Annotated in this window: 15 protein-coding genes, 1 rRNA gene and 1 pseudogene; 8 read left to right on the top strand and 9 right to left on the bottom strand. The window is 70.0% G+C overall.

The features are described from left to right. Positions 1-168: 168 nt before the first annotated feature. Positions 169-285 (top strand): 5S ribosomal RNA (gene rrf, locus ABZ656_RS05870). Positions 286-396: 111 nt separating this feature from the next. Here rrf and ABZ656_RS05865 read toward each other — a convergent pair. From ABZ656_RS05865 to ABZ656_RS05845, 5 genes are read right to left on the bottom strand one after another with little or no spacing between them, the layout of a single operon-like run. Then, the gene (locus ABZ656_RS05865) at positions 397-1,707 is read right to left on the bottom strand and encodes a DUF58 domain-containing protein (RefSeq protein ID WP_360264946.1); all 1,311 of its coding nucleotides are present in this window, start codon (positions 1,705-1,707) and stop codon (positions 397-399) included. Beyond that, a complete protein-coding gene (locus tag ABZ656_RS05860) occupies positions 1,707-2,696 on the bottom strand; it encodes a MoxR family ATPase (protein WP_360264955.1) in 990 nt (329 codons plus the stop codon). Before ABZ656_RS05860 ends, ABZ656_RS05865 begins: the two co-directional genes overlap by 1 nt. Further along, positions 2,696-3,886, bottom strand: coding sequence for a DUF4350 domain-containing protein (locus ABZ656_RS05855; RefSeq protein WP_101404841.1), 1,191 nt, complete (start codon positions 3,884-3,886; stop codon positions 2,696-2,698). The genes ABZ656_RS05860 and ABZ656_RS05855 overlap by 1 nt, the downstream gene beginning before the upstream one ends. After that, positions 3,883-4,629, bottom strand: a complete 747-nt coding sequence (locus tag ABZ656_RS05850; protein ID WP_101404842.1) for a DUF4129 domain-containing protein — start codon at positions 4,627-4,629, stop codon at positions 3,883-3,885. The genes ABZ656_RS05855 and ABZ656_RS05850 overlap by 4 nt, the downstream gene beginning before the upstream one ends. Before the next feature lie 4 nt (positions 4,630-4,633). Then, a complete protein-coding gene (locus ABZ656_RS05845; protein ID WP_101404843.1) occupies positions 4,634-5,995 on the bottom strand; it encodes a hypothetical protein in 1,362 nt (453 codons plus the stop codon). A gap of 140 nt (positions 5,996-6,135) precedes the next feature. On the opposite strand from ABZ656_RS05845, the gene mtnA reads away from it, so the two are divergent. The 4 genes from mtnA to ABZ656_RS05825 are packed head-to-tail and all read left to right on the top strand — an operon-like array spanning position 6,136 to position 11,914. Next, the gene (gene mtnA, locus ABZ656_RS05840; RefSeq protein ID WP_101404844.1) at positions 6,136-7,281 is read left to right on the top strand and encodes an S-methyl-5-thioribose-1-phosphate isomerase; all 1,146 of its coding nucleotides are present in this window, start codon (positions 6,136-6,138) and stop codon (positions 7,279-7,281) included. Positions 7,282-7,289: 8 nt separating this feature from the next. Then, on the top strand, positions 7,290-7,979 hold the full coding sequence (gene mtrA, locus ABZ656_RS05835) for a two-component system response regulator MtrA (protein ID WP_150136091.1): 690 nt from the start codon (positions 7,290-7,292) through the stop codon (positions 7,977-7,979). 1 nt (position 7,980) lies between these two features. Beyond that, positions 7,981-10,089 (top strand): MtrAB system histidine kinase MtrB, encoded by a 2,109-nt coding sequence (gene mtrB / locus ABZ656_RS05830; RefSeq protein WP_101404845.1) that lies wholly within the window; start codon positions 7,981-7,983, stop codon positions 10,087-10,089. After that, on the top strand, positions 10,079-11,914 hold the full coding sequence (locus tag ABZ656_RS05825) for an LpqB family beta-propeller domain-containing protein (protein WP_360264940.1): 1,836 nt from the start codon (positions 10,079-10,081) through the stop codon (positions 11,912-11,914). Before mtrB ends, ABZ656_RS05825 begins: the two co-directional genes overlap by 11 nt. Before the next feature lie 237 nt (positions 11,915-12,151). Here the strand turns inward: ABZ656_RS05825 and ABZ656_RS05820 are convergent. Then, a pseudogene (locus tag ABZ656_RS05820) lies at positions 12,152-12,293 on the bottom strand (IS5/IS1182 family transposase); the annotation flags it as partial. A gap of 159 nt (positions 12,294-12,452) precedes the next feature. Further along, complete coding sequence (locus tag ABZ656_RS05815; RefSeq protein ID WP_360264937.1) at positions 12,453-12,881, bottom strand: hypothetical protein; 429 nt, start codon at positions 12,879-12,881, stop codon at positions 12,453-12,455. Between the two features lie 118 nt (positions 12,882-12,999). Here ABZ656_RS05815 and ABZ656_RS05810 point away from each other — a divergent pair, with 118 nt between their 5' ends. The 3 genes from ABZ656_RS05810 to ABZ656_RS05800 all read left to right on the top strand — a co-directional run bounded on the left by ABZ656_RS05810 (position 13,000) and on the right by ABZ656_RS05800 (position 15,927). Continuing rightward, positions 13,000-13,968 (top strand): ComF family protein, encoded by a 969-nt coding sequence (locus tag ABZ656_RS05810; RefSeq protein ID WP_360264934.1) that lies wholly within the window; start codon positions 13,000-13,002, stop codon positions 13,966-13,968. Positions 13,969-14,248: 280 nt separating this feature from the next. Further along, the gene (gene raiA, locus ABZ656_RS05805; protein ID WP_360264929.1) at positions 14,249-14,974 is read left to right on the top strand and encodes a ribosome-associated translation inhibitor RaiA; all 726 of its coding nucleotides are present in this window, start codon (positions 14,249-14,251) and stop codon (positions 14,972-14,974) included. 206 nt (positions 14,975-15,180) lie between these two features. Next, positions 15,181-15,927: a response regulator transcription factor gene (locus ABZ656_RS05800; RefSeq protein WP_054229594.1), complete on the top strand. Its 747-nt coding sequence runs from the start codon at positions 15,181-15,183 to the stop codon at positions 15,925-15,927. Positions 15,928-15,975: 48 nt separating this feature from the next. Here ABZ656_RS05800 and ABZ656_RS05795 read toward each other — a convergent pair whose 3' ends face one another. Both ABZ656_RS05795 and ABZ656_RS05790 read right to left on the bottom strand, forming a co-directional pair. Then, positions 15,976-17,151, bottom strand: a complete 1,176-nt coding sequence (locus ABZ656_RS05795; protein ID WP_360264926.1) for a crosslink repair DNA glycosylase YcaQ family protein — start codon at positions 17,149-17,151, stop codon at positions 15,976-15,978. 696 nt (positions 17,152-17,847) lie between these two features. Continuing rightward, positions 17,848-18,426, bottom strand: coding sequence for a GNAT family protein (locus ABZ656_RS05790; protein WP_101404849.1), 579 nt, complete (start codon positions 18,424-18,426; stop codon positions 17,848-17,850). Positions 18,427-18,582: the final 156 nt, after the last annotated feature.

The following is an 18,582-nucleotide window of genomic DNA, read 5'->3' as shown; positions in this document are numbered from 1 at the left end:
GGTTGATAGGCCGGATCTGGAAGGCGGGTAACCGCTGGAGGTGACCGGTACTAATAGGCCGAGGGCTTGTCCTCAGTTGCTCGCGTCCACTGTGTTGGTTCTGAAACCACGAACAACCCCATGTCCGGGGCCACCGGGCATGGTGCGGTAGTTACAGTTTCATAGTGTTTCGGTGGTCATAGCGTGAGGGAAACGCCCGGTTACATTCCGAACCCGGAAGCTAAGCCTCACAGCGCCGATGGTACTGCAGGGGGGACCCTGTGGGAGAGTAGGACGCCGCCGAACAAATTTTAGGGAGAACCCCCGTACCGGGAAATCGGTACGGGGGTTTTCTGCGTTCGGGATCAATTTTTTTTGGGGCCTCTCGATTGGAGAGGCCCCTTTTTTTGTGCCGGTTTACAGCCGTCCCGCTGCCTTGAGTGCCAGATACGCATCCGCGAGGGCAGGCGCCAGATTGTCCGGAACCGCGTCGACGACGGTTACTCCGTGCCGCTGAAGTTGTTCGGCCGTGCGATGGCGTTCCGTCTGGGCCTGGACCGCGGCTGCCGCCTCGTACACCGCCTCGGCGCTTCCCCGAGCCGTAGCCATGTGCGCGATGTGCGGGTCGGCCACTGAAGCCACGAGCACTGTGTGGCGGTGGGTGAGACCGGAGAGTACGGGGAGCAGGCCCTCTTCGATGGGGGCCGCGTCGAGGCTGGTCAGCAACACGATCAGGGATCGGCGAGGGGCCGTACGGAGGGCCGTGGCGGTGAGGCCGCGGGCATCCGTTTCGACGAGCTCCGGCTCCAGGGGCGCCATCGCGTTGACCAGGGAGGGGAGGACGTCGCGGGCTGAGCGGCCCTGGACCAGGGCGCGTACCCGGCGGTCGTAGGCGAGGAGGTCCACGCGGTCGCCGGCCCGGGAGGCCAGGGCGGCCAGGAGGAGTGCCGCGTCCATGGAGGCGTCGAGGCGTGGGGCGTCGCCCACGCGGCCGGCCGAGGTTCGGCCCGTGTCGAGGACCAGAAGGATGTGGCGGTCGCGCTCGGGACGCCAGGTACGCACGGCGACCGTGGTCTGGCGGGCCGTGGCACGCCAGTCGATGGAGCGGGTGTCGTCGCCGGGGACGTACTCGCGCAGGCTGTCGAATTCCGTGCCCTCGCCGCGGGTCAGGACGCTGGTGCGGCCGTCGAGTTCGCGTAGGCGGGCCAGTTTGGAGGGAAGGTGCTTGCGGCTGGTGAAAGGTGGCAGGACTCGCACAGTCCAGGGCACCTTGTGGCTGCCCTGGCGGGAGAAGAGACCGAGGGGGCCGTACGAGCGGATGGTGACGCGGTCCGTCTGGCGGTCGCCGCGCCGGGTGGGGCGTAGGCGGGTGGTGAGGCGTCGACGCTCGCCGGCGGGGACCGTCAGGCGGTGGCGGGAGGCGGCCACCTCGGTGCCCGGCTCCCAGCTGCTGGGAGGCCAGGCGTCACGGAGGTGGGCGCGCAGGAGGCGGCCGGAGGGGTTGGTGACGGTCAGGGTGACATCGGCGGTTTCGCCGAGACGTACGGAAGTGTCGCCGGAGCGGGCCAGGCCGAGACGGCGTACGGGTGCGGCCAGGGCGGCGTCGCAGGCGCAGGCCAGGGCCAGTGGAGCGTTCACGGCGAGGATGCCCGCCCAACTAGGCTCCCAGATGCCGATGGGGAGTGTGCCGAGGGCCGCCAGCAGGGCGGCGCGTCCGGTGAGCGCCATCAGCGGGGGACTGGGACGTGGGCGAGGATCGCGTTGATGACCGAGTCGGCCGTCACGCCTTCCATCTCGGCCTCGGGGCGGAGCTGGATGCGGTGGCGGAGGGTGGGCAGGGCCAGGGCCTTCACGTCGTCGGGGATGACGTAGTCGCGGCCGGTCAGCCAGGCCCAGGCGCGGGCGGTGGCGAGGAGGGCGGTCGCGCCGCGCGGGGAGACGCCGAGGGTGAGGGACGGCGATTCGCGGGTGGCGCGGCAGATGTCGACGACGTAGCCGGTGATTTCGGGGGAGACCGATGTCTTGGCCACGGCGGCGCGGGCGGCTTCCAGGTCGGCCGGGCCCGCTACGGGGCGTACGCCGGCGGCGCGCAGGTCGCGCGGGTTGAAGCCCTCGGCGTGGCGGGTGAGGACGTCGATCTCGTCCTGACGGGACGGCAGAGGGATCGTCAGTTTCAGCAGGAAGCGGTCCAGTTGGGCTTCGGGCAGAGGATACGTTCCCTCGTACTCGACCGGGTTCTGGGTCGCGGCGACCAGGAAGGGCTCCGGGAGCGGGCGGGGGGTGCCGTCAACCGTGACTTGGCGCTCCTCCATCGCTTCGAGGAGGGACGACTGGGTCTTGGGCGGGGTGCGGTTGATCTCGTCGGCCAGCAGGAGGTTCGTGAAGACCGGGCCGGGCTGGAACGAGAACTCGGCGGTGCGGGCGTCGTAGACGAGAGAGCCGGTGATGTCGCTCGGCATCAGATCGGGAGTGAACTGGACGCGCTTGGTGTCGAGTTCGAGCGCGGATGCCAGCGCGCGGACGAGCAACGTTTTGGCGACTCCAGGGACTCCTTCTAGTAGAACGTGTCCGCGGCAGAGGAGGGCGACGACGAGGCCGGTCACGGCGGGGTCCTGGCCGACCACGGCTTTGGCGATCTCGGCGCGCAGGGCTTCCAGGGAGGAGCGGGCGGCGCCCGGATCCCCGGTGTACCCGGCGTTGTCAGTGGTCGGGGCCATCATGAACGGCGTACCTCTCTTTCGAGGGCGTCGAGTTGGTCGGCGAGGGAGATGAGGGCCGCGTCGTCGCTGGGCGGCGGGCCGAAGAGGAGGGTGTGCAGGGCCTGTCCGTCGCCGTTGAGGCGGGCGGACAGGGCGGGGAGCAGTGCCTCGGGCGCGTGCGCCTGGGCGGGGGACACGCCGATGAGGGGGGCGAGTCGGGTGCGGGTGGTGGAGCGCAGAGCGGCGGCCGCGCGGTCGCGGGCGCTGGCCTTGCGGTAGAGGCGGGCGCGGCCTTCGACGGTTTCGGAGGCGCGGATCGCGACGGGAAGGCGTTCGGGTACGAGGGGGCCGAGTCGGCGTGCCCGCCAGAGGGCCGCCAGGGCTGCCGCGATGAAGAGCTGAAGGGTGCCCCAGAGCCAGCCCGAGGGGAGCAGGTCGAAGAAGGTCTTTTTGCCCGCGTCGGTGGCCGAGGTGTCGGAGAGGGAGGGGAGGTACCAGACCAAGTGGGGACGGGAGCCGAGCAGTTGGAGGGCGAGCGAGGCGTTGCCCTGCTTGTCGAGACGGTTGTTGTAGAGGATGTCGGGGGCGCCGATGACGACGGTGTCGCCGTTCCCGGTGGCCGCCGGGATGCGCAGCAGGGTGGGCAGGCCGTCGCTGGGGTAGCAGACGTCGGCGCCGGGGTCGCTGGTGCTGTAGCGGATGCCGCCGGTGTCGGCGCTGCCCGCGCGGCGGGCGGCGGGCAGGTCGCAGCCGGGGGAGAGCGTCGAGTCGAAGCTGATCGCGGGATCGGCTGTGACTCCGGGGGCGAGGGTGCCGAGGGAGGGCGAGTCGGGGGCGATCAGGATCGTGCGGCCGCCGGAGTTCTTGGTCGCCGCGCGGAGGCCGGCCTGCTGATGGTCGGTCAGCAGGTCCGGGGCGGCGACGAGGAGGGTGGTGTCGGCGCCGGCCGCGGCGCGCGCCTCGTCCAGGGTGGTGACCACGCGCGTGGAGACCCCGCTGTCGCCGAGGAGTTCGGCGGTGGCGCGGCTGCCGTAGGGTTCGGCGGAGCGTGGGTCGAGGCGGCCGTGCTGGGCGCCGGAGCGGATCGCGGCGATCGCGACGGCGGCCGCCAGCAGGATGACGACGGCGAGGACGATGCCTCGGGCGCGGGTCCACACCTGTCGGGCGGTGGGCGATGCCGAGGTGGACGTGAGGGTGGCCTCGGTCATGAGGCGGCCCCCTGGCGGCTGTTGTGGTCCGTGCTCTGGGCGCTGCTGGTGAGTACGGGTTTGGTGCGCTCGAGGTCGCGGTCGAGTTCGGTGAGGCGGTGGTATGTGCCGGAGCCCGCGGACCGGCCGCCGTATGTGACCTCGTCGAAGTCCCGGGCGGCGGCGCGGAGTCGGTCCGTGTGGGAAGGCAGTGTGCGGCCCGCTTCGGCGGCGGCCTCGTCCGCGGTGCGGCCGGGGCGTGGGTCGAGCAGGGCGCGCTCCTCGAGGGAGCGCACGACGGCGCGCATGCGTTCTTGGACGGCTTGGTTCCAGTGGCCCTGGGCGGCGTGCGCTTCGGCGGCCGCGCGGTGTTCGGCGGCGCTGCGGGGTCGGTCGTCGAAGAGTGCGGCGGAGGAGGTGGGGGTGCGGTGCGGGGTGCCGAGGCGCCACCAGAGGGCGGCCACGACCGCCAGCACCGCCACCACGATGACGACGAGTCCGAGTGTGCCGCCGGGAGTCACCGTGGAGGCGGCGCTGAACAGTTTGTCGACCCAGTCCCAGAAGGCGTTCAGAGCGCGTTGCACCGGGCTGGGGTCGTTCTCGTGGTACATCCGTTTGGACAGTTCGCGCTTGGCCGCCTCCCGCGCGGGGTCGCGCGGGATCGTCACCGGTGGTTCGTCGTCGCGCGGTAGCGCGAGTACGGCCGTGGCGCCGGTGTGCGGCAGTGCCAGTACCGCTGTGAGAACTCCCCCCGCCGGACTCACCGCATCAGCTCCCCGGAGTGGTGCCGGGGGTGCTGGAGCCGTAGTCCTGGACACCGGCGGCGCGGGCCAGGTCGAGGTCGAGGGCCTCGCGGCGGATGCGCTGGTCGATGTAGAGGAGCACGGTGACGCCCGCGGAGATCGGGAAGGTGATCATGGAGCCGATCACCGAACCGATTCCGCTGACGATGAGGAACGTCCAGCCGGGGCTTCCGCCGTTGCTCAGGAAACCGGCGACGCCGTCGCCGCTCAGGGCGGAGGCGATGAGGGCGAAGGGGATCACGACGATCGACGCCACGATGTTGGCGATGATCGTGGCGAGCAGCTGGATACCGAAGACTCGCCACCAGGAGCCGCGGACGAGCTTCGCGGAGCGGCTCATCGACTTCAGGACGCCCTGCTTCTCCAGCATCAGGGCGGGCGAGGCGAGCGAGAAGCGGATCATCAGCCAGAGGGCGACGACGCCCGCGCCGAGCCCGCCGAGGACCGCGAGCGCGGCGCCCGCGCTGCTCGAGCCGGCGATGGCGACGAGCAGGCCGGGAAGAGTGCCGACGGTGATGATCGCGACGGCGATGAGCGGAAGCAGGAAGGTCAGGGCGAACAGCTTCGGCAGCCGGGGTCTGGCGTCGCGCCAGGCCTCGGCGGTGGTCACCGGCTTGCCGAGTACCGCGCGGCTGGTCACGGAGGTGAGCAGGGCGGTGGCGACGATGGTGCCGAGCAGGCCGATGAGCACGACGACGCCGGAGCTCAGCAGGGTGTCGCCCAGGGCGCGGCTCAGCTCGCCGGCGGTGGCACTCGGGTCGTTGAGGACGTCCGTGCTCGCGCTGTCGTCCAGGACCAGGCCCTGGAGCAGGATGACCGCGATCTGTGTGACGACGGCGACGGTGAGCGAGATGCCCAGGACGGTGCGCCAGTAGGTCCGCATCGTGGAGACCGCGCCGTCGAGGATCTCGCCGACGCCGAGCGGGCGCAGGGGGATCACGCCGGGCTTGGCGGCGGGCGGCGGGCCGCCCCAGTTGCCGCCCCAGCCACCGGGGCCTCCTGGGCCTCCGTAGCCACGGCCGGGGCCTCCCCAGCCGCCGTAGCCTCCGCCCTGGCCTCCGTGGCCGCCCGCACCCGGCGGCTGCTGACCGCCCCAGCCGGGGCCGGGGGGCGGTGGCGGCGGGGCCTGGCCGGGGCCCTGTGGGCTGGGAGCGGACCACTGGCCGGGCGGGGGCTGCTCTTTGGACCACTTAGAGGGCGGCTCCGGCTGGTTCGTGCCACCTTGGTCCGCGGGCTGCTCCGGGGGCTCGGCGGTGCCGGAGTTGTCCGGCTCCTGCCCGTCGGAGGGGGCAGATCCGGGCGAGGCCCAGCCCGGAGTGTCTTTCATCGTCGCTCCTTCACGGTGCCCGTCCGCGGTCGCGGCGGCAGGTTGGCAGCCATCGTGCCACGGTGTGCCCGGCATGGGACCGGCCCCCGTATGGGGCGGACACCTTCAATTGTCCGCCTGCTACGGGGCAGACTGGGCGGATGGCTGATCAGTACGCGCAATTCCGCGAGGGCGACGGGCCACTGGAGATACCGGCGATCCGCTGGGACGAGCCGCCCGAAGGGCCGGTGCTGGTCCTTCTCGACCAGACACGGTTGCCGGCCGAGGAAGTTGAGCTGGTGTGCACGGACGCTCCCGCGCTGGTGGAGGCGATCCGCACGCTGGCCGTGCGAGGGGCGCCGTTGCTGGGTATCGCCGGGGCGTACGGAGTCGCGCTCGCGGCCGCGCGTGGCTTCGATGTGGACGATGCCGCCCAGGCGCTGGCGGGCGCCCGGCCCACCGCGGTGAACCTCGCTGTCGGTGTGCGCCGGGCGCAGACGGCGTACCGTGCCGCGCTCTCCGGCACCGGTGATCAGCGGCAGGCTGCCGAGGCGGCGCTCGAAGCGGCGCGGGCGCTGCACCGGGAGGATGCCGCTGCCAGCGCACGGATGGCCGAGCACGGGTTGGCGCTGCTCGACGAGCTGCTGCCGGGTGGCGGGCACCGGATTCTGACCCATTGCAACACCGGGGCGTTGGTGTCCGGTGGGGAGGGTACGGCCTTCGCGGTGGCCCTCGCGGCGCATCGGGCGGGGCAGCTGCGGAGGCTGTGGGTGGACGAAACGCGTCCGTTGCTGCAAGGTGCTCGCCTGACGGCTTACGAAGCGGCGCGCAACGGAATGGCGTACACCTTGCTCACGGACAACGCGGCGGGATCACTGTTCGCGGCGGGGGAGGTGGACGCGGTGCTCATCGGGGCCGATCGGATCGCTGCCGACGGTTCGGTGGCGAACAAGGTGGGGAGCTATCCGCTCGCGGTGCTGGCCCGGTATCACCATGTGCCGTTCATCGTGGTGGCGCCGGTGACGACGGTCGACCCGGACACCCCGGACGGAGCATCCATCGAGGTCGAGCAGCGCCCCGGTCATGAAGTGACCGAGGTCACAGCACCCCAGGTGCCTGTGGCGGGAGTGGAAGCGGGAGGTGGGATACCGGTGGCGCCCCTGGGAACCCAGGCGTACAACCCGGCATTCGATGTGACGCCCCCCGAGTTGGTGACGGCGATCGTGACCGAAGAGGGCGCCGTGTCGCCCGTGACAGCTGAGGCACTCGCTGAGCTGTGTGACAGGTCACGCCAGGTAACGATTTAGTTAATGGGATGATGTCGTTTATGAAGGGACGAGTCCTTGTCGTCGATGACGACACCGCACTGGCCGAGATGCTCGGCATTGTGTTGCGTGGTGAAGGTTTTGAGCCGTCTTTCGTAGCCGACGGCGACAAGGCGCTGGCCGCTTTCCGTGAGACCAAGCCCGATCTGGTGCTCCTGGACCTGATGCTTCCCGGCCGGGACGGTATCGAGGTGTGCCGCCTGATCAGGGCGGAGTCCGGGGTGCCGATCGTGATGCTTACCGCGAAGAGCGACACCGTCGATGTCGTGGTCGGCCTCGAGTCGGGTGCCGACGACTACATCGTGAAGCCGTTCAAGCCAAAGGAGCTGGTGGCGCGGATCAGGGCGCGGCTGCGCCGTTCCGAGGAGCCGGCGCCTGAGCAGCTGGCCATCGGTGATCTTGTGATCGATGTGGCCGGTCACTCTGTGAAGCGGGAAGGGCAGTCGATCGCGCTGACGCCGCTGGAGTTCGATCTGCTGGTGGCGCTGGCCCGCAAGCCGTGGCAGGTGTTCACGCGGGAGGTGCTCCTCGAACAGGTGTGGGGCTACCGGCATGCGGCGGACACCCGTCTGGTCAACGTCCATGTCCAGCGGCTGCGCTCCAAGGTCGAGAAGGACCCGGAGCGGCCGGAGATCGTGGTGACCGTCCGTGGTGTCGGTTACAAGGCCGGACCGAGCTGACATGACCCGGGACAGTGCCGCTTCGGCGCCCGGTGAGTCGGGGGTCCGTTCGGGGCGGCCTGTCGGCCGGAAGGTGACGGGCTCCCGTTGGGGACGTTTCTTGGAGGGCGGGCTGCTGCAGGGCGGAGTCCAGGGCAGCCCGGTCCTTCGGTTGTTCATGCGCTGGGTGCGCCGTCCGTTGCTGCCCGTGATGCGGCTGTGGCGGCGCAACATCCAGCTCAAGATCGTCGTCACGACGCTGCTGATGTCGCTGGGTGTCGTGCTGCTGCTCGGCTTCGTGGTCATCGGGCAGGTGCGCAACGGTCTGCTGGACGCCAAGGTGAAGGCCTCCCAGAGTCAGGCCACGGGTGGTTTCTCGGTGGCCAAGCAGAAGGCGGACGCGGCCGTGACGGCCAACGACGACGACGGTTCGAGTGCGGACGGCCGCCCGTCCAAGAACGTCAGCCGCTGGATGAGCGAACTCGTCGTCTCCCTTTCCAGTGGCGGCCAGGGCGCCTTCGACGTGGTGACGCTCAGCTCCACCACGGCCGGCAACGGCGGTGCCGGGCTGGGCCCGCGTTCCTCGGGTGACGTCGATCCGACACTGAGCATCCCGGATGATCTGCGCGCCCGCATCGACAGCAACACGATGGCGGCCCAGAGCTACACCAGGGTCGTCTACAAGGACGGCACGGAGTCGCAGGCCGCGCTGGTCATCGGCAAGCAGGTCCTCGACCCCAACGGAGACTCGTACCAGCTCTACTACCTCTTCCCGCTGACGCAGGAGGAGAAGTCGCTGAGCCTGGTCAAGGGGACGCTCGCGACGGCCGGTCTGTTCGTCGTGGTGCTTCTGGGGGCCATCGCCTGGCTCGTGGTGCGTCAGGTCGTCACTCCGGTGCGGATGGCGGCCGGGATCGCCGAGCGGCTCTCCGCCGGGCGCCTGCAGGAACGGATGAAGGTCACCGGCGAGGACGACATCGCGCGGCTCGGCGAGGCCTTCAACAAGATGGCGCAGAACCTTCAGCTGAAGATCCAGCAGCTGGAGGACCTGTCGCGGATGCAGCGCCGGTTCGTGTCCGACGTGTCGCACGAGCTGCGTACGCCGCTCACGACTGTCCGGATGGCGGCCGACGTCATCCACGACGCGCGCGTGGACTTCGATCCGGTGACCGCTCGGTCGGCCGAGCTGCTCGCCGATCAACTGGACCGGTTCGAGACGCTGCTCGCGGACCTGCTGGAGATCAGCCGGTTCGACGCGGGCGCGGCGGCGCTGGAGGCCGAGGCGATAGACCTCCGGGAAGTCGTACGGCGTGTCGTCAGCGGGGCCGAGCCGCTCGCCGAGCGCAAGGGCTCGCAGATACGCGTGGTCGGCGACCAGCAGCCGGTGGTCGCCGAGGCGGATGCCCGGCGGGTGGAGCGGGTGCTGCGCAACCTCGTCGTCAACGCCGTGGAGCACGGCGACGGCAAGGAAGTGGTGGTCAAGCTCGCCGTGGCGGGCGGGGCGGTCGCCATCGCGGTGCGCGACTACGGCGTAGGCCTCAAGCCCGGCGAGGCGACCCGGGTCTTCAGCCGCTTCTGGCGTGCCGACCCGGCACGCGCGCGTACCACCGGCGGCACGGGGCTCGGGCTGTCCATCGCCCTGGAAGATGCCCGGCTGCACGGCGGCTGGCTGCAGGCGTGGGGTGAGCCGGGCGGCGGTTCGCAGTTCCGGCTGACGCTGCCGCGGACCGCGGACGAGCCGCTGCGAGGGTCTCCGATACCCCTGGAGCCCATGGACTCGCGGCGTAATCGTGGACTTAATGACGCGGGGCTGCCCTCCGGCGGCGGCGACAAGCTCGCCACGGTGCCGATGCAGGCCGCGGGCGGGAAGGCGGCACCGCCGATGCAGCGGACGTCCGTGGTGCCGCGACTGGCCGGGGCGTCGCCCACGGCCGATCCGACGGCGCTGCCGGGCAACGGCGCGCGCGTGGTGCCGAGGCCCTCCGGGGCCGTGCGGCGGCCGGATGACATGCCTGCCGCAGGTGGGGAGCGGACCGTGCAGGAGCGTGGCCGGGACGGCGGCGGGCCTGACGGACTCGGACAAGGAGAGCCCGAGGAACTCGGGCAAGGGGAGGCATTTCGTGGGCGCTGACCGCGAGGGGAGCGGCCGTCTGCGTCCTGCGCGTGTGGGGGTGTACATCGGCTGCGGCGCATTGCTGCTGACCGGGTGTGCCTCGATGCCGGACAGTGGGGATCTGCGCGGGGTCGAGTCGACGCCGAGGCAGGACTCGCAGGTCCGCGTCTTCGCGCTGCCGCCGCGCGAGAACGCTCCGCCGGCGGAGATAGTGCAGGGCTTCCTGGAGGCACTGACCAGTGACGACGCGCAGTACGAGACGGCGCGCAAGTATCTGACGGCGAGCGCCCGCAAGGCGTGGGATCCGTACCGCTCCACGACCGTCCTCGCGGACGGGCCCAACCCCGAGTCGGAGCGCTCGGGCGCCAGGGAGGGCGACGACTCGTACACGCTCTCGGGCAGCAAGGTCGCCACGGTGGACGAACAGCACGCGTACGCGCCGGACGCCGGTTCGTACCGGACGACGGTGCACCTCTCGCTGCAGAAGGACACCAAGCAGTGGCGTATCGACGCGCTGCCGCAGGGCGTGGTGATGGGCAACTCCGACTTCCAGCGCAACTACGTGTCCGTCAACAAGTACTACTTCGCCTCCTATGTGCCCTCCGGGTCGGGCGGACTGCTGGGGACCGTCGCCGATCCCGTCTATGTGCGGGACAAGGTGGACCCGATGACGGAGATGGTCCGATCAGTCCTGAAGGGGCCCACACGCTGGCTGGATCCGGTGGTGACGTCGAGCTTCCCCTCCGGCACGGAGTTGAAGAAGGGCGTCGCGTCGTTGTCGCCCGACGACCGCAACAGGGTGACGGTCCCGCTGAACAAGAAGGCCGACCGGGTCGGAGAGACCCAGTGCAACAAGATGGCCACCCAACTCCTCTTCACGCTCCAGAACCTGACGCCCACGGGCGTCGACGAGGTGGAGCTGCAGCGGTCGAACGGTTCGCAGTTGTGCGTGGTCACCGAGAGCCGCGCGGAGACCGTCGCTTCGCACGGCACGGCCAAGCACCCCGAGTACGAGTACTTCATCGACGCCAAGCAGCGGCTCGTACGGCTGCCCAGCGGCAACCGTGACAAGCAGCCCGAGCCGGTACCCGGTGCGCTGGGAGTGGGCGACAAGAAGCTGCGGTCGGCCGCGGTGTCGCGGAGCGAGGACAGCGCGGCCGGTGTGTCGGCCGACGGGAGTTCGCTGTACGTCGGATCGCTGGTGTCGGGCGCCTCGCTGGGGGACGCGGTGCTGCACAGCCGGGGGGCGACGGCGGGTGACCGGCTGACGACGCCCAGTTGGGACGGACAGGGCGACCTGTGGGTGGCCGACCGTGATCCGAAGAACCCGCAGCTGCTCCTGCTGGAGAAGGGCGCGGGTACTCCGCTGGAGGTCACCGCGCCGGGCATCGACGGCCGTGTCAAGGCGGTGCGGGTGGCCGCCGATGGGGTGCGGATCGCGCTGATCGTGCAGAAGGACGGCAAGAGCTCACTGCAGATCGGGCGCATCCAGCGCGACACCAAGACCGGCGGACGGCCCCTCATCTCGATCCTCGAGCTGCGCTCCGTGGCGCCGCAGCTGGAGGAGGTCACCGCCATGTCGTGGGCCGGGGACAGCCGGCTCGTCGTCGTCGGGCGTGAGTCCGGTGGAGTGCAGCAGATGCGCTACGTCCAGGTCGACGGTTCCACTCCGGTGGGCGCCGCGCCCTCCGCGCTGACGGGGGTGAAGGAGGTCGCCGCGTCCGAGGACGAACGGCTGCCGCTGGTGGCGCACTCGGAGGAGGACGGGATCGTGCGGCTGTCGTCCGGGGAGCAATGGCAGAAGGTGGTCAGGGAAGGGAAGGCGCCGGTCTACCCGGGGTAGGCGTTTGTGGTTCCTTGGCTCGTTTCCTTGGCATGGGCGACGGCCTGCGGAGTTGCCCGCAGGGGCAGCCGATAGGCCCGTGCATTGGCAGAGTGGTGGACGTGCGGGGGTGGTGGCAGGACCTCACCGATCTGGTGCTGCCGACGGTGTGCGGTGGCTGCGGGACGCCTCGCACGGTGCTCTGTCTCGAGTGCCGTGCCGCCCTGACGGGGCCACACCGTGTCGGGTGTGGCAGCCTCTCGCTGATGCGGCGAGATCCAAGGTGAGGAGGGCCTTGACCCAGGTCGGTGATGCGGGTGGTGCTGCAGCGGACCTTGTACAGGAGACGCCAGGACCTGGCGGTGTCCATGGTCTGTTCGCCGACTGCGTGGATCCCGGACGGGGTAGACAAGCACAACGAAACTCCTGGCAGAGAAGGCCGATCTTGATCGACAACCTGTCTGCCAGAAGCCTCGCTGTGCTTGTCAGCCCAACCAGCTTTCATCCTTCGGAGAGGCAAAGCCTCACTCTTACCTGCGTGCGACTCTGGGAGCGCATGTCACCCGCAGTGACTGTTGTTCTCGCCGGCGCCGATGCCTTGCAAGCTGCCGTACCAGTCGACGCACTGACCAGCCGAGTTTGTGGTGTATACGGGGCCAGCGTATGAGTGGTAGTTACCATCGTCCGTGTCCCAGACGCCACCGGTGACCCGGATCGTTGCCCTCATCGGTTCCGTGTAGTCCGTGTGGAACTTGATGGTCACGGCACAGTTCTTGCTGCCGTTGTAGGCCAGGTAGACCGTTGCGTTTTCCGATCCGCCCAAAAACGAGATGTCTTTGTGATCGATCACTGAGTATCCGGATCCGCAAGCGCCGTTGTACGGGACGACGCCGTCCGCGGCGCTGGCGGGTGTTGCAAGGGTCAAGAAGGCTGCGGTCAGCGTCGTTGCGGATGCCGCGACAGCCAGGGTCTTCTGCTTCTTGTTCATGGCGTGATCTTAAAAGGTAATCGAACACATGTCCACGGAGTTTGCGTCCGAATGAATGTGGACTCAGGTTATCCACAGGGTGGGTGGCGGGTGCCCCGCGCTTGGCACAGTGGTGGACATGCGGGGGTGGTGGCAGGACCTCACCGATCTTGTGCTGCCGGCCGAGTGCGGAGGCTGTGGAAGGCCTCGCACGGTGCTCTGTGCGGAGTGCCGTGCCGCCCTGAGTGGGGCCGCACCGCGCCGGGTGCGGCCGGATCCGGAGCCGCCCGGGCTGCCGGTGGTGCACGCGGCGGCCCCATACGAGGACGAGGTGCGCGCGACGCTCCTCGCTCACAAGGAACGGGGGGTGCTGACACTTGCGACTCCCTTGGGGGCGGCCCTGGCGGGGGCTGTGCGGGCAGGGCTGGGGCAGACGTGCCCGGCTGCCCCGGGCTGGCCGCCCATGGTCTGGGACGGGCGCCTGAGGGGTGGGAACGGGCAACTGCGGCCCGGCGGCGGTTACGGCACCGGGCTGCCTTCCGGCCCAGGACCTGTGCTGCTTGTTCCCTTGCCGTCCTCGCGGTGGGCGGTGCGGGCGCGGGGCCATGACCCGGTGCGGCGGATCGCGCTCGCGGCGGCGGGGGAACTGCGGCGTACGGGGATGCCGGCCCGGGTGCTGGCCGTGCTGCGGCAGCGGCGTGCCGTGGCCGACCAGGCGGGGCTCAACTCCCGGCAGCGACTGGACAATCTCGCGGGCGCCCTGGAGGTGGCCGCCGGAGGTGCTCGGCTGTTGGCGGTCGGCGCTCGGGTCGTACTCGTGGACGACCTGATGACGACGGGCGCCTCCATGGCGGAGGCGGCCCGTGCCATACGGGCGGCGGTGGCGGGCGTCGATCCAAGCCTGGACACTGAGGCATGCCCGGATACCGATGCATGCATCGCGGAAGCGGGGGAAGCAACGGGGGAACGGATGACCGAGGCAACGACAGCGGGTACGGACCGGGCACAAGCAGCCCAGGGAATGGCGGGTATGAGCGGAGTCGGCGACATGATCTGCGCGGCCGTGGTCGCGGCGTCGCCAGACTCTTTCGAAAAAAACCGGAACTGACCGAGAACTTCCATCGTTGCAGGTAATGACCAGGTCAATTCACCTGAACGGAGGTACGTCGCAGTAGAGGGTGACGACATCAGTCCGGGCGAGATATGTTCGGTTGTGAGGCAATGGCGCAGGCCGTGCCTCGACCATCCGAATGCCGTGCTGCGGGTTTCTGAATCACCCGTAGCGGTGGGGTGTGGATCTTGCCCATGGGGGAGGAGGAGGTGAAAGTCACCAAGTCCGAGGTTCCGGCACTCACCGGGGCCTGGTGCAAAAGGGAGACGCTCCGCCAGTGCAGCGGAGCAATCCGGGAACGGAGTTCTGCGTGGACATCGTCGTCAAGGGCCGCAAGACCGAGGTGCCCGAGCGGTTCCGCAAGCACGTGGCCGAGAAGCTGAAGCTGGAGAAGATCCAGAAGCTCGATGGCAAGGTGATCAGCCTCGACGTGGAGGTGTCCAAGGAGCCCAACCCCCGGCAGGCCGACCGTTGCGACCGAGTGGAGATCACGCTCCACTCCCGCGGTCCGGTGATCCGGGCGGAGGCGGCGGCAAGTGACCCGTACGCGGCACTCGACCTGGCGGCGGACAAACTCGAAGCCCGCCTGCGCAAGCAGCACGACAAGCGCTACACCCGCCGTGGCAACGGCCGGATCTCGGCCGCCGAGGTCGCCGACCACGTCCCCGGCGCGGCGACGCTCAACGGGAACGGTGCCGTCGTCCACGAGGACGACATGGACAGCGTGCCGACAAAGAAGATCGGCTCCCTCGAGGTCATGGGCGAAGGCCCCCTCATCGTTCGCGAGAAGACCCACGTGGCCGCCCCGATGACGCTCGACCAGGCGCTCTACGAGATGGAGCTGGTCGGGCACGACTTCTATCTCTTCGTCGACTCCGAGACGAAGGAACCGAGTGTCGTCTACCGGCGGCACGCGTACGACTACGGCGTCATCCACCTCAGCACGGACCCCATGGTCACCCAGGCCGGATCGGACGCGCCGGGCGGTGCGCTCGGCGGCTGACCCGCCCCGATGACGGCTGAGCCGGTGCCCCTGGAGCGCGCGTGCGCCCCCAGGGGCACCGGTGTGCGACCACTTCGCGACCCGCTCTGTCACCCCACTGTCGTCCGGGCATGGAATCATGGCCGAACCGGCCCCAACCGGTGGGTCGTTGCCTCGGATTGGCGATGGCACAGGAACGCAGGCCACGGCCTTCAGGGGGAGGAACGATGCCGGACAGCTTCGGACCGATGCGTGACGGGGATGCCGACGGCGGCGTCGTCGGCATGGGCCCGGACGCGGGCTCTCCACGCAAGGAGCCCATTCGGGTCCTCGTCGTGGACGACCATGCCCTCTTCCGCCGCGGCCTGGAGATCGTGCTCGCGGCCGAGGAGGACATCCAGGTCGTCGGCGAGGCGGGTGACGGGGCGGAGGCGGTCGACAAGGCGGCCGACCTGCTTCCCGACATCGTGCTGATGGACGTACGTATGCCGAAGCGGGGCGGCATCGAGGCGTGCACCTCCATCAAGGAGGTGGCTCCGAGCGCGAAGATCATCATGCTGACGATCAGCGACGAGGAAGCCGATCTCTACGACGCGATCAAGGCGGGCGCTACCGGTTATCTCCTCAAGGAGATCTCCACGGACGAGGTGGCCACGGCCATTCGCGCGGTGGCGGACGGGCAGTCGCAGATCAGCCCGTCGATGGCGTCGAAACTTCTCACCGAGTTCAAGTCGATGATTCAGCGGACGGACGAGCGCCGGCTCGTGCCCGCGCCGCGGCTCACGGATCGCGAGCTGGAGGTTCTCAAGCTCGTCGCGACCGGGATGAACAACCGGGACATCGCCAAGGAGTTGTTCATCTCCGAGAACACCGTGAAGAACCATGTGCGCAACATCCTGGAGAAGCTGCAGCTGCACTCCAGGATGGAGGCGGTGGTCTACGCGATGCGGGAGAAGATCCTCGAGATCCGGTGAGCCTGCGTGAGGCAGGTCAGGTCGGCCAGTGCAGGATGGCCGGCCAGGTCAGGCCAGTGCGCGGGTGAGTTCCTTCGCGAGGGGCTCGCGGAGGTCCGGGGCGTCGACCCGTTCCACGCGTACGTTTGTGCAGTCCACCCAGCTCGCTGCCTCCAGGAGGGCCTGGGCCACGGCAGGGACCGCCTTGGCGCCGTCCAGCGTGACCTGTCTCGCGACCAGGGTGCGGCCCTCGCGGGCGGGGTCCACGCGGCCGACGAGCCGGCCTCCGGCGAGGACCGGCATCGCGAAGTAGCCGTACACCCGCTTCGGCTTGGGCGTGTACGCCTCCAGACGGTGGGTGAAGCCGAAGATCCGTTCCGTGCGGGCCCGCTCCCAGATGAGTGAGTCGAACGGGGACAGCAGCGTCGTACGGTGGCGGCCGCGCGGCGGAGTCTCCAGGGCCGCCGGGTCCGCCCACGCGGGCTTGCCCCAGCCCTCCACCGTCACCGGGACCAGGCCCGAGTCCGCGATCACCGCGTCGACCTGATCGCCCTTGAGGCGGTGATAGTCGGCGATGTCCGCGCGCGTGCCGACGCCCAGGGACTTGCCGGCCAGGCCGACCAGGCGGCGCAGGCACTCCGTGTCATCCAGCTCGTCATGGAGCAGGGACTCGGGGACGGCGCGCTCGGCGAGGTCGTACACCCGCTTCCAGCCGCGGCGCTCCGTGCACACCACCTCGCCGTACATCAGCGCGCGCTCTACGGCCACCTTGGTGCCCGACCAGTCCCACCACTCGCTGGTCTTCTTCGCGCCGCCCAACTCCGTGGCCGTGAGGGGACCTTCGGCGCGGAGCTGCTTGATGACCTGGTCGTAGGTGCCGTCCGGCAGATCGTGGTTCCAGTGCGGGCGGGAGCGGTAGGCGCGGCGGCGGAAGGCGAAATGGGGCCATTCCTCTACCGGGAGGATGCAGGCGGCGTGGGACCAGTACTCGAAGGCGTGGGTGTCGGTCCAGTAGGCCTGGTCCACGGCTTTGCGGCCTACCGCGCCCAGGCGGGCGTACGGGATGAGTTCGTGGGAGCGGGCCAGGACGGAGATCGTGTCGAGCTGGACCGCGCCGAGGTGTCGCAGGATTCCGCGGACGCCGGCCTTGCGGTCGGGGGCGCCCAGGAAGCCCTGGGCCCGTAGGGCGATGCGGCGGGCTTCTTCGGCGGAGAGGTCGGTGGTGGGACGCGGGAGGCTCGTCATGTTCCACACGGTAGGCGGTGCCACTGACAGTGGACTCGCCCCCGCCGCCCCTACCCGTCCCATCCCAGGGGCTCCGCCCCAGCCCCCGCCGGGGCTCCGCCCCCGGATCCCTGGCGGGCTGTGCCTCTGCACCCGGCCAGGGGCTGCGTCCCGGGATCCCTGGCGGGCTGTGCCTCTGCACCCGGCCAGGGGCTGCGTCCCGGGATCCCTGGCGGGTTGCGCCTCTGCACCCGGCCAGGGGCTCCGCCCCCGCACTTCCGGCGGGGCTGCCACTCCTGCACCTTGGCGGGCTGTGCCCTCCGGCCCTCTGTGGGGCCACACCCCTGCACCCCATCTGGTCTGTGCCCTTCGACCCCTGTGGGGCTTCGCCCCTGTACCCCCGGCGGGGCCGCGCCCCTGGATCTCCGGGGTGAGGTTTCGTCTCCGGGCTCCGCCGGGGGGCTGTGCTTCCCGGACTGCGCCGGGGCTGCTGTCCCAAATCACCACGGGGCTTCGCCCACCCCGACAGGGCTTCGCCCACCCCGACAGGGGCTTCGCCCACCCCGACAGGGCTGCGGGGCGGGGCCCGCCAAGGACGCGCCCCGGGTCCCCGAGGGGCTGCGCCCCTGCACTCTCCAGGGGCTGTCGTCTCGAACCCGCTTCGGGCTGATGGGGTCTGGAGCTGGCCTTGGACGGTGAGTGGGGTGGAGGGGTGCTTTACGGGGTGGGGGGAGGGGCCGGCAAGTACGGGGCCGTTGATGGCAGGCCCAGGTCTGAGGGGAGTAGGGAACCGATCCAGCAGTCGCGGCGTACGCCTTTGTTGTTGAGGGCGGAGCGGAGGGTGCCTTCCAGGGTGAAGCCGGCGCGTTCGGCGACCGCGCGGGAGCCCTTGTTGCCGACCTCGGCGCGCCATTCCAGACGGTCGACGGCGAGGCTCGTGAAGGCCCAGCGGGCGGCGGTGAGGGTGGCCTCGGTGATGTAGCCGTTGCCGCGGTGCTCCTTGGCCGCCCAGAAGCCGACCTCGCCGACGCCCAGGGAACGCATGCTGATGGAGAGCATGCCCGCCAAGTCCCCCGACAGGAGGAAGGCACCGAAGGTGAACATGGAGCCGTCCGCCCAGCCCTCCGGCACCATCTGGTCCGTGAAGCCCGTCGCATGCTCGCGGAGATAGGGCGAGGGGATCGTGGTCCAGCGCTGGATGTCGGCGTCCTGGACGGCTTCGTACACCGCGTCGGTGTCGTGCGAGTCCACGGCGCGCAGGAGCAGCCGGCCGGTGGTGAGCGTGACGGGGTCCATCGGCCGATTCTGCTAGGGCCGCCGAAAAGGCGCCATTCCTTTGCGGCGAGTGACGGTTCGGTTACTTTTCGCAGCACGGGCACGGCACCTTCCGCAACCCCTGTCCGTTGTCCTAGTGGCTGTCACTGGCAGACCTCCCGGCGTGGTGGGGTCCTC

Origin of the sequence: Streptomyces sp. NPDC007095 (genome assembly GCF_040634475.1) — a bacterium.
Classification (GTDB): domain Bacteria; phylum Actinomycetota; class Actinomycetes; order Streptomycetales; family Streptomycetaceae; genus Streptomyces.
Note: the sequence above shows the minus strand (reverse complement) of the source record. Positions and strands in the feature narration are given on the sequence as shown.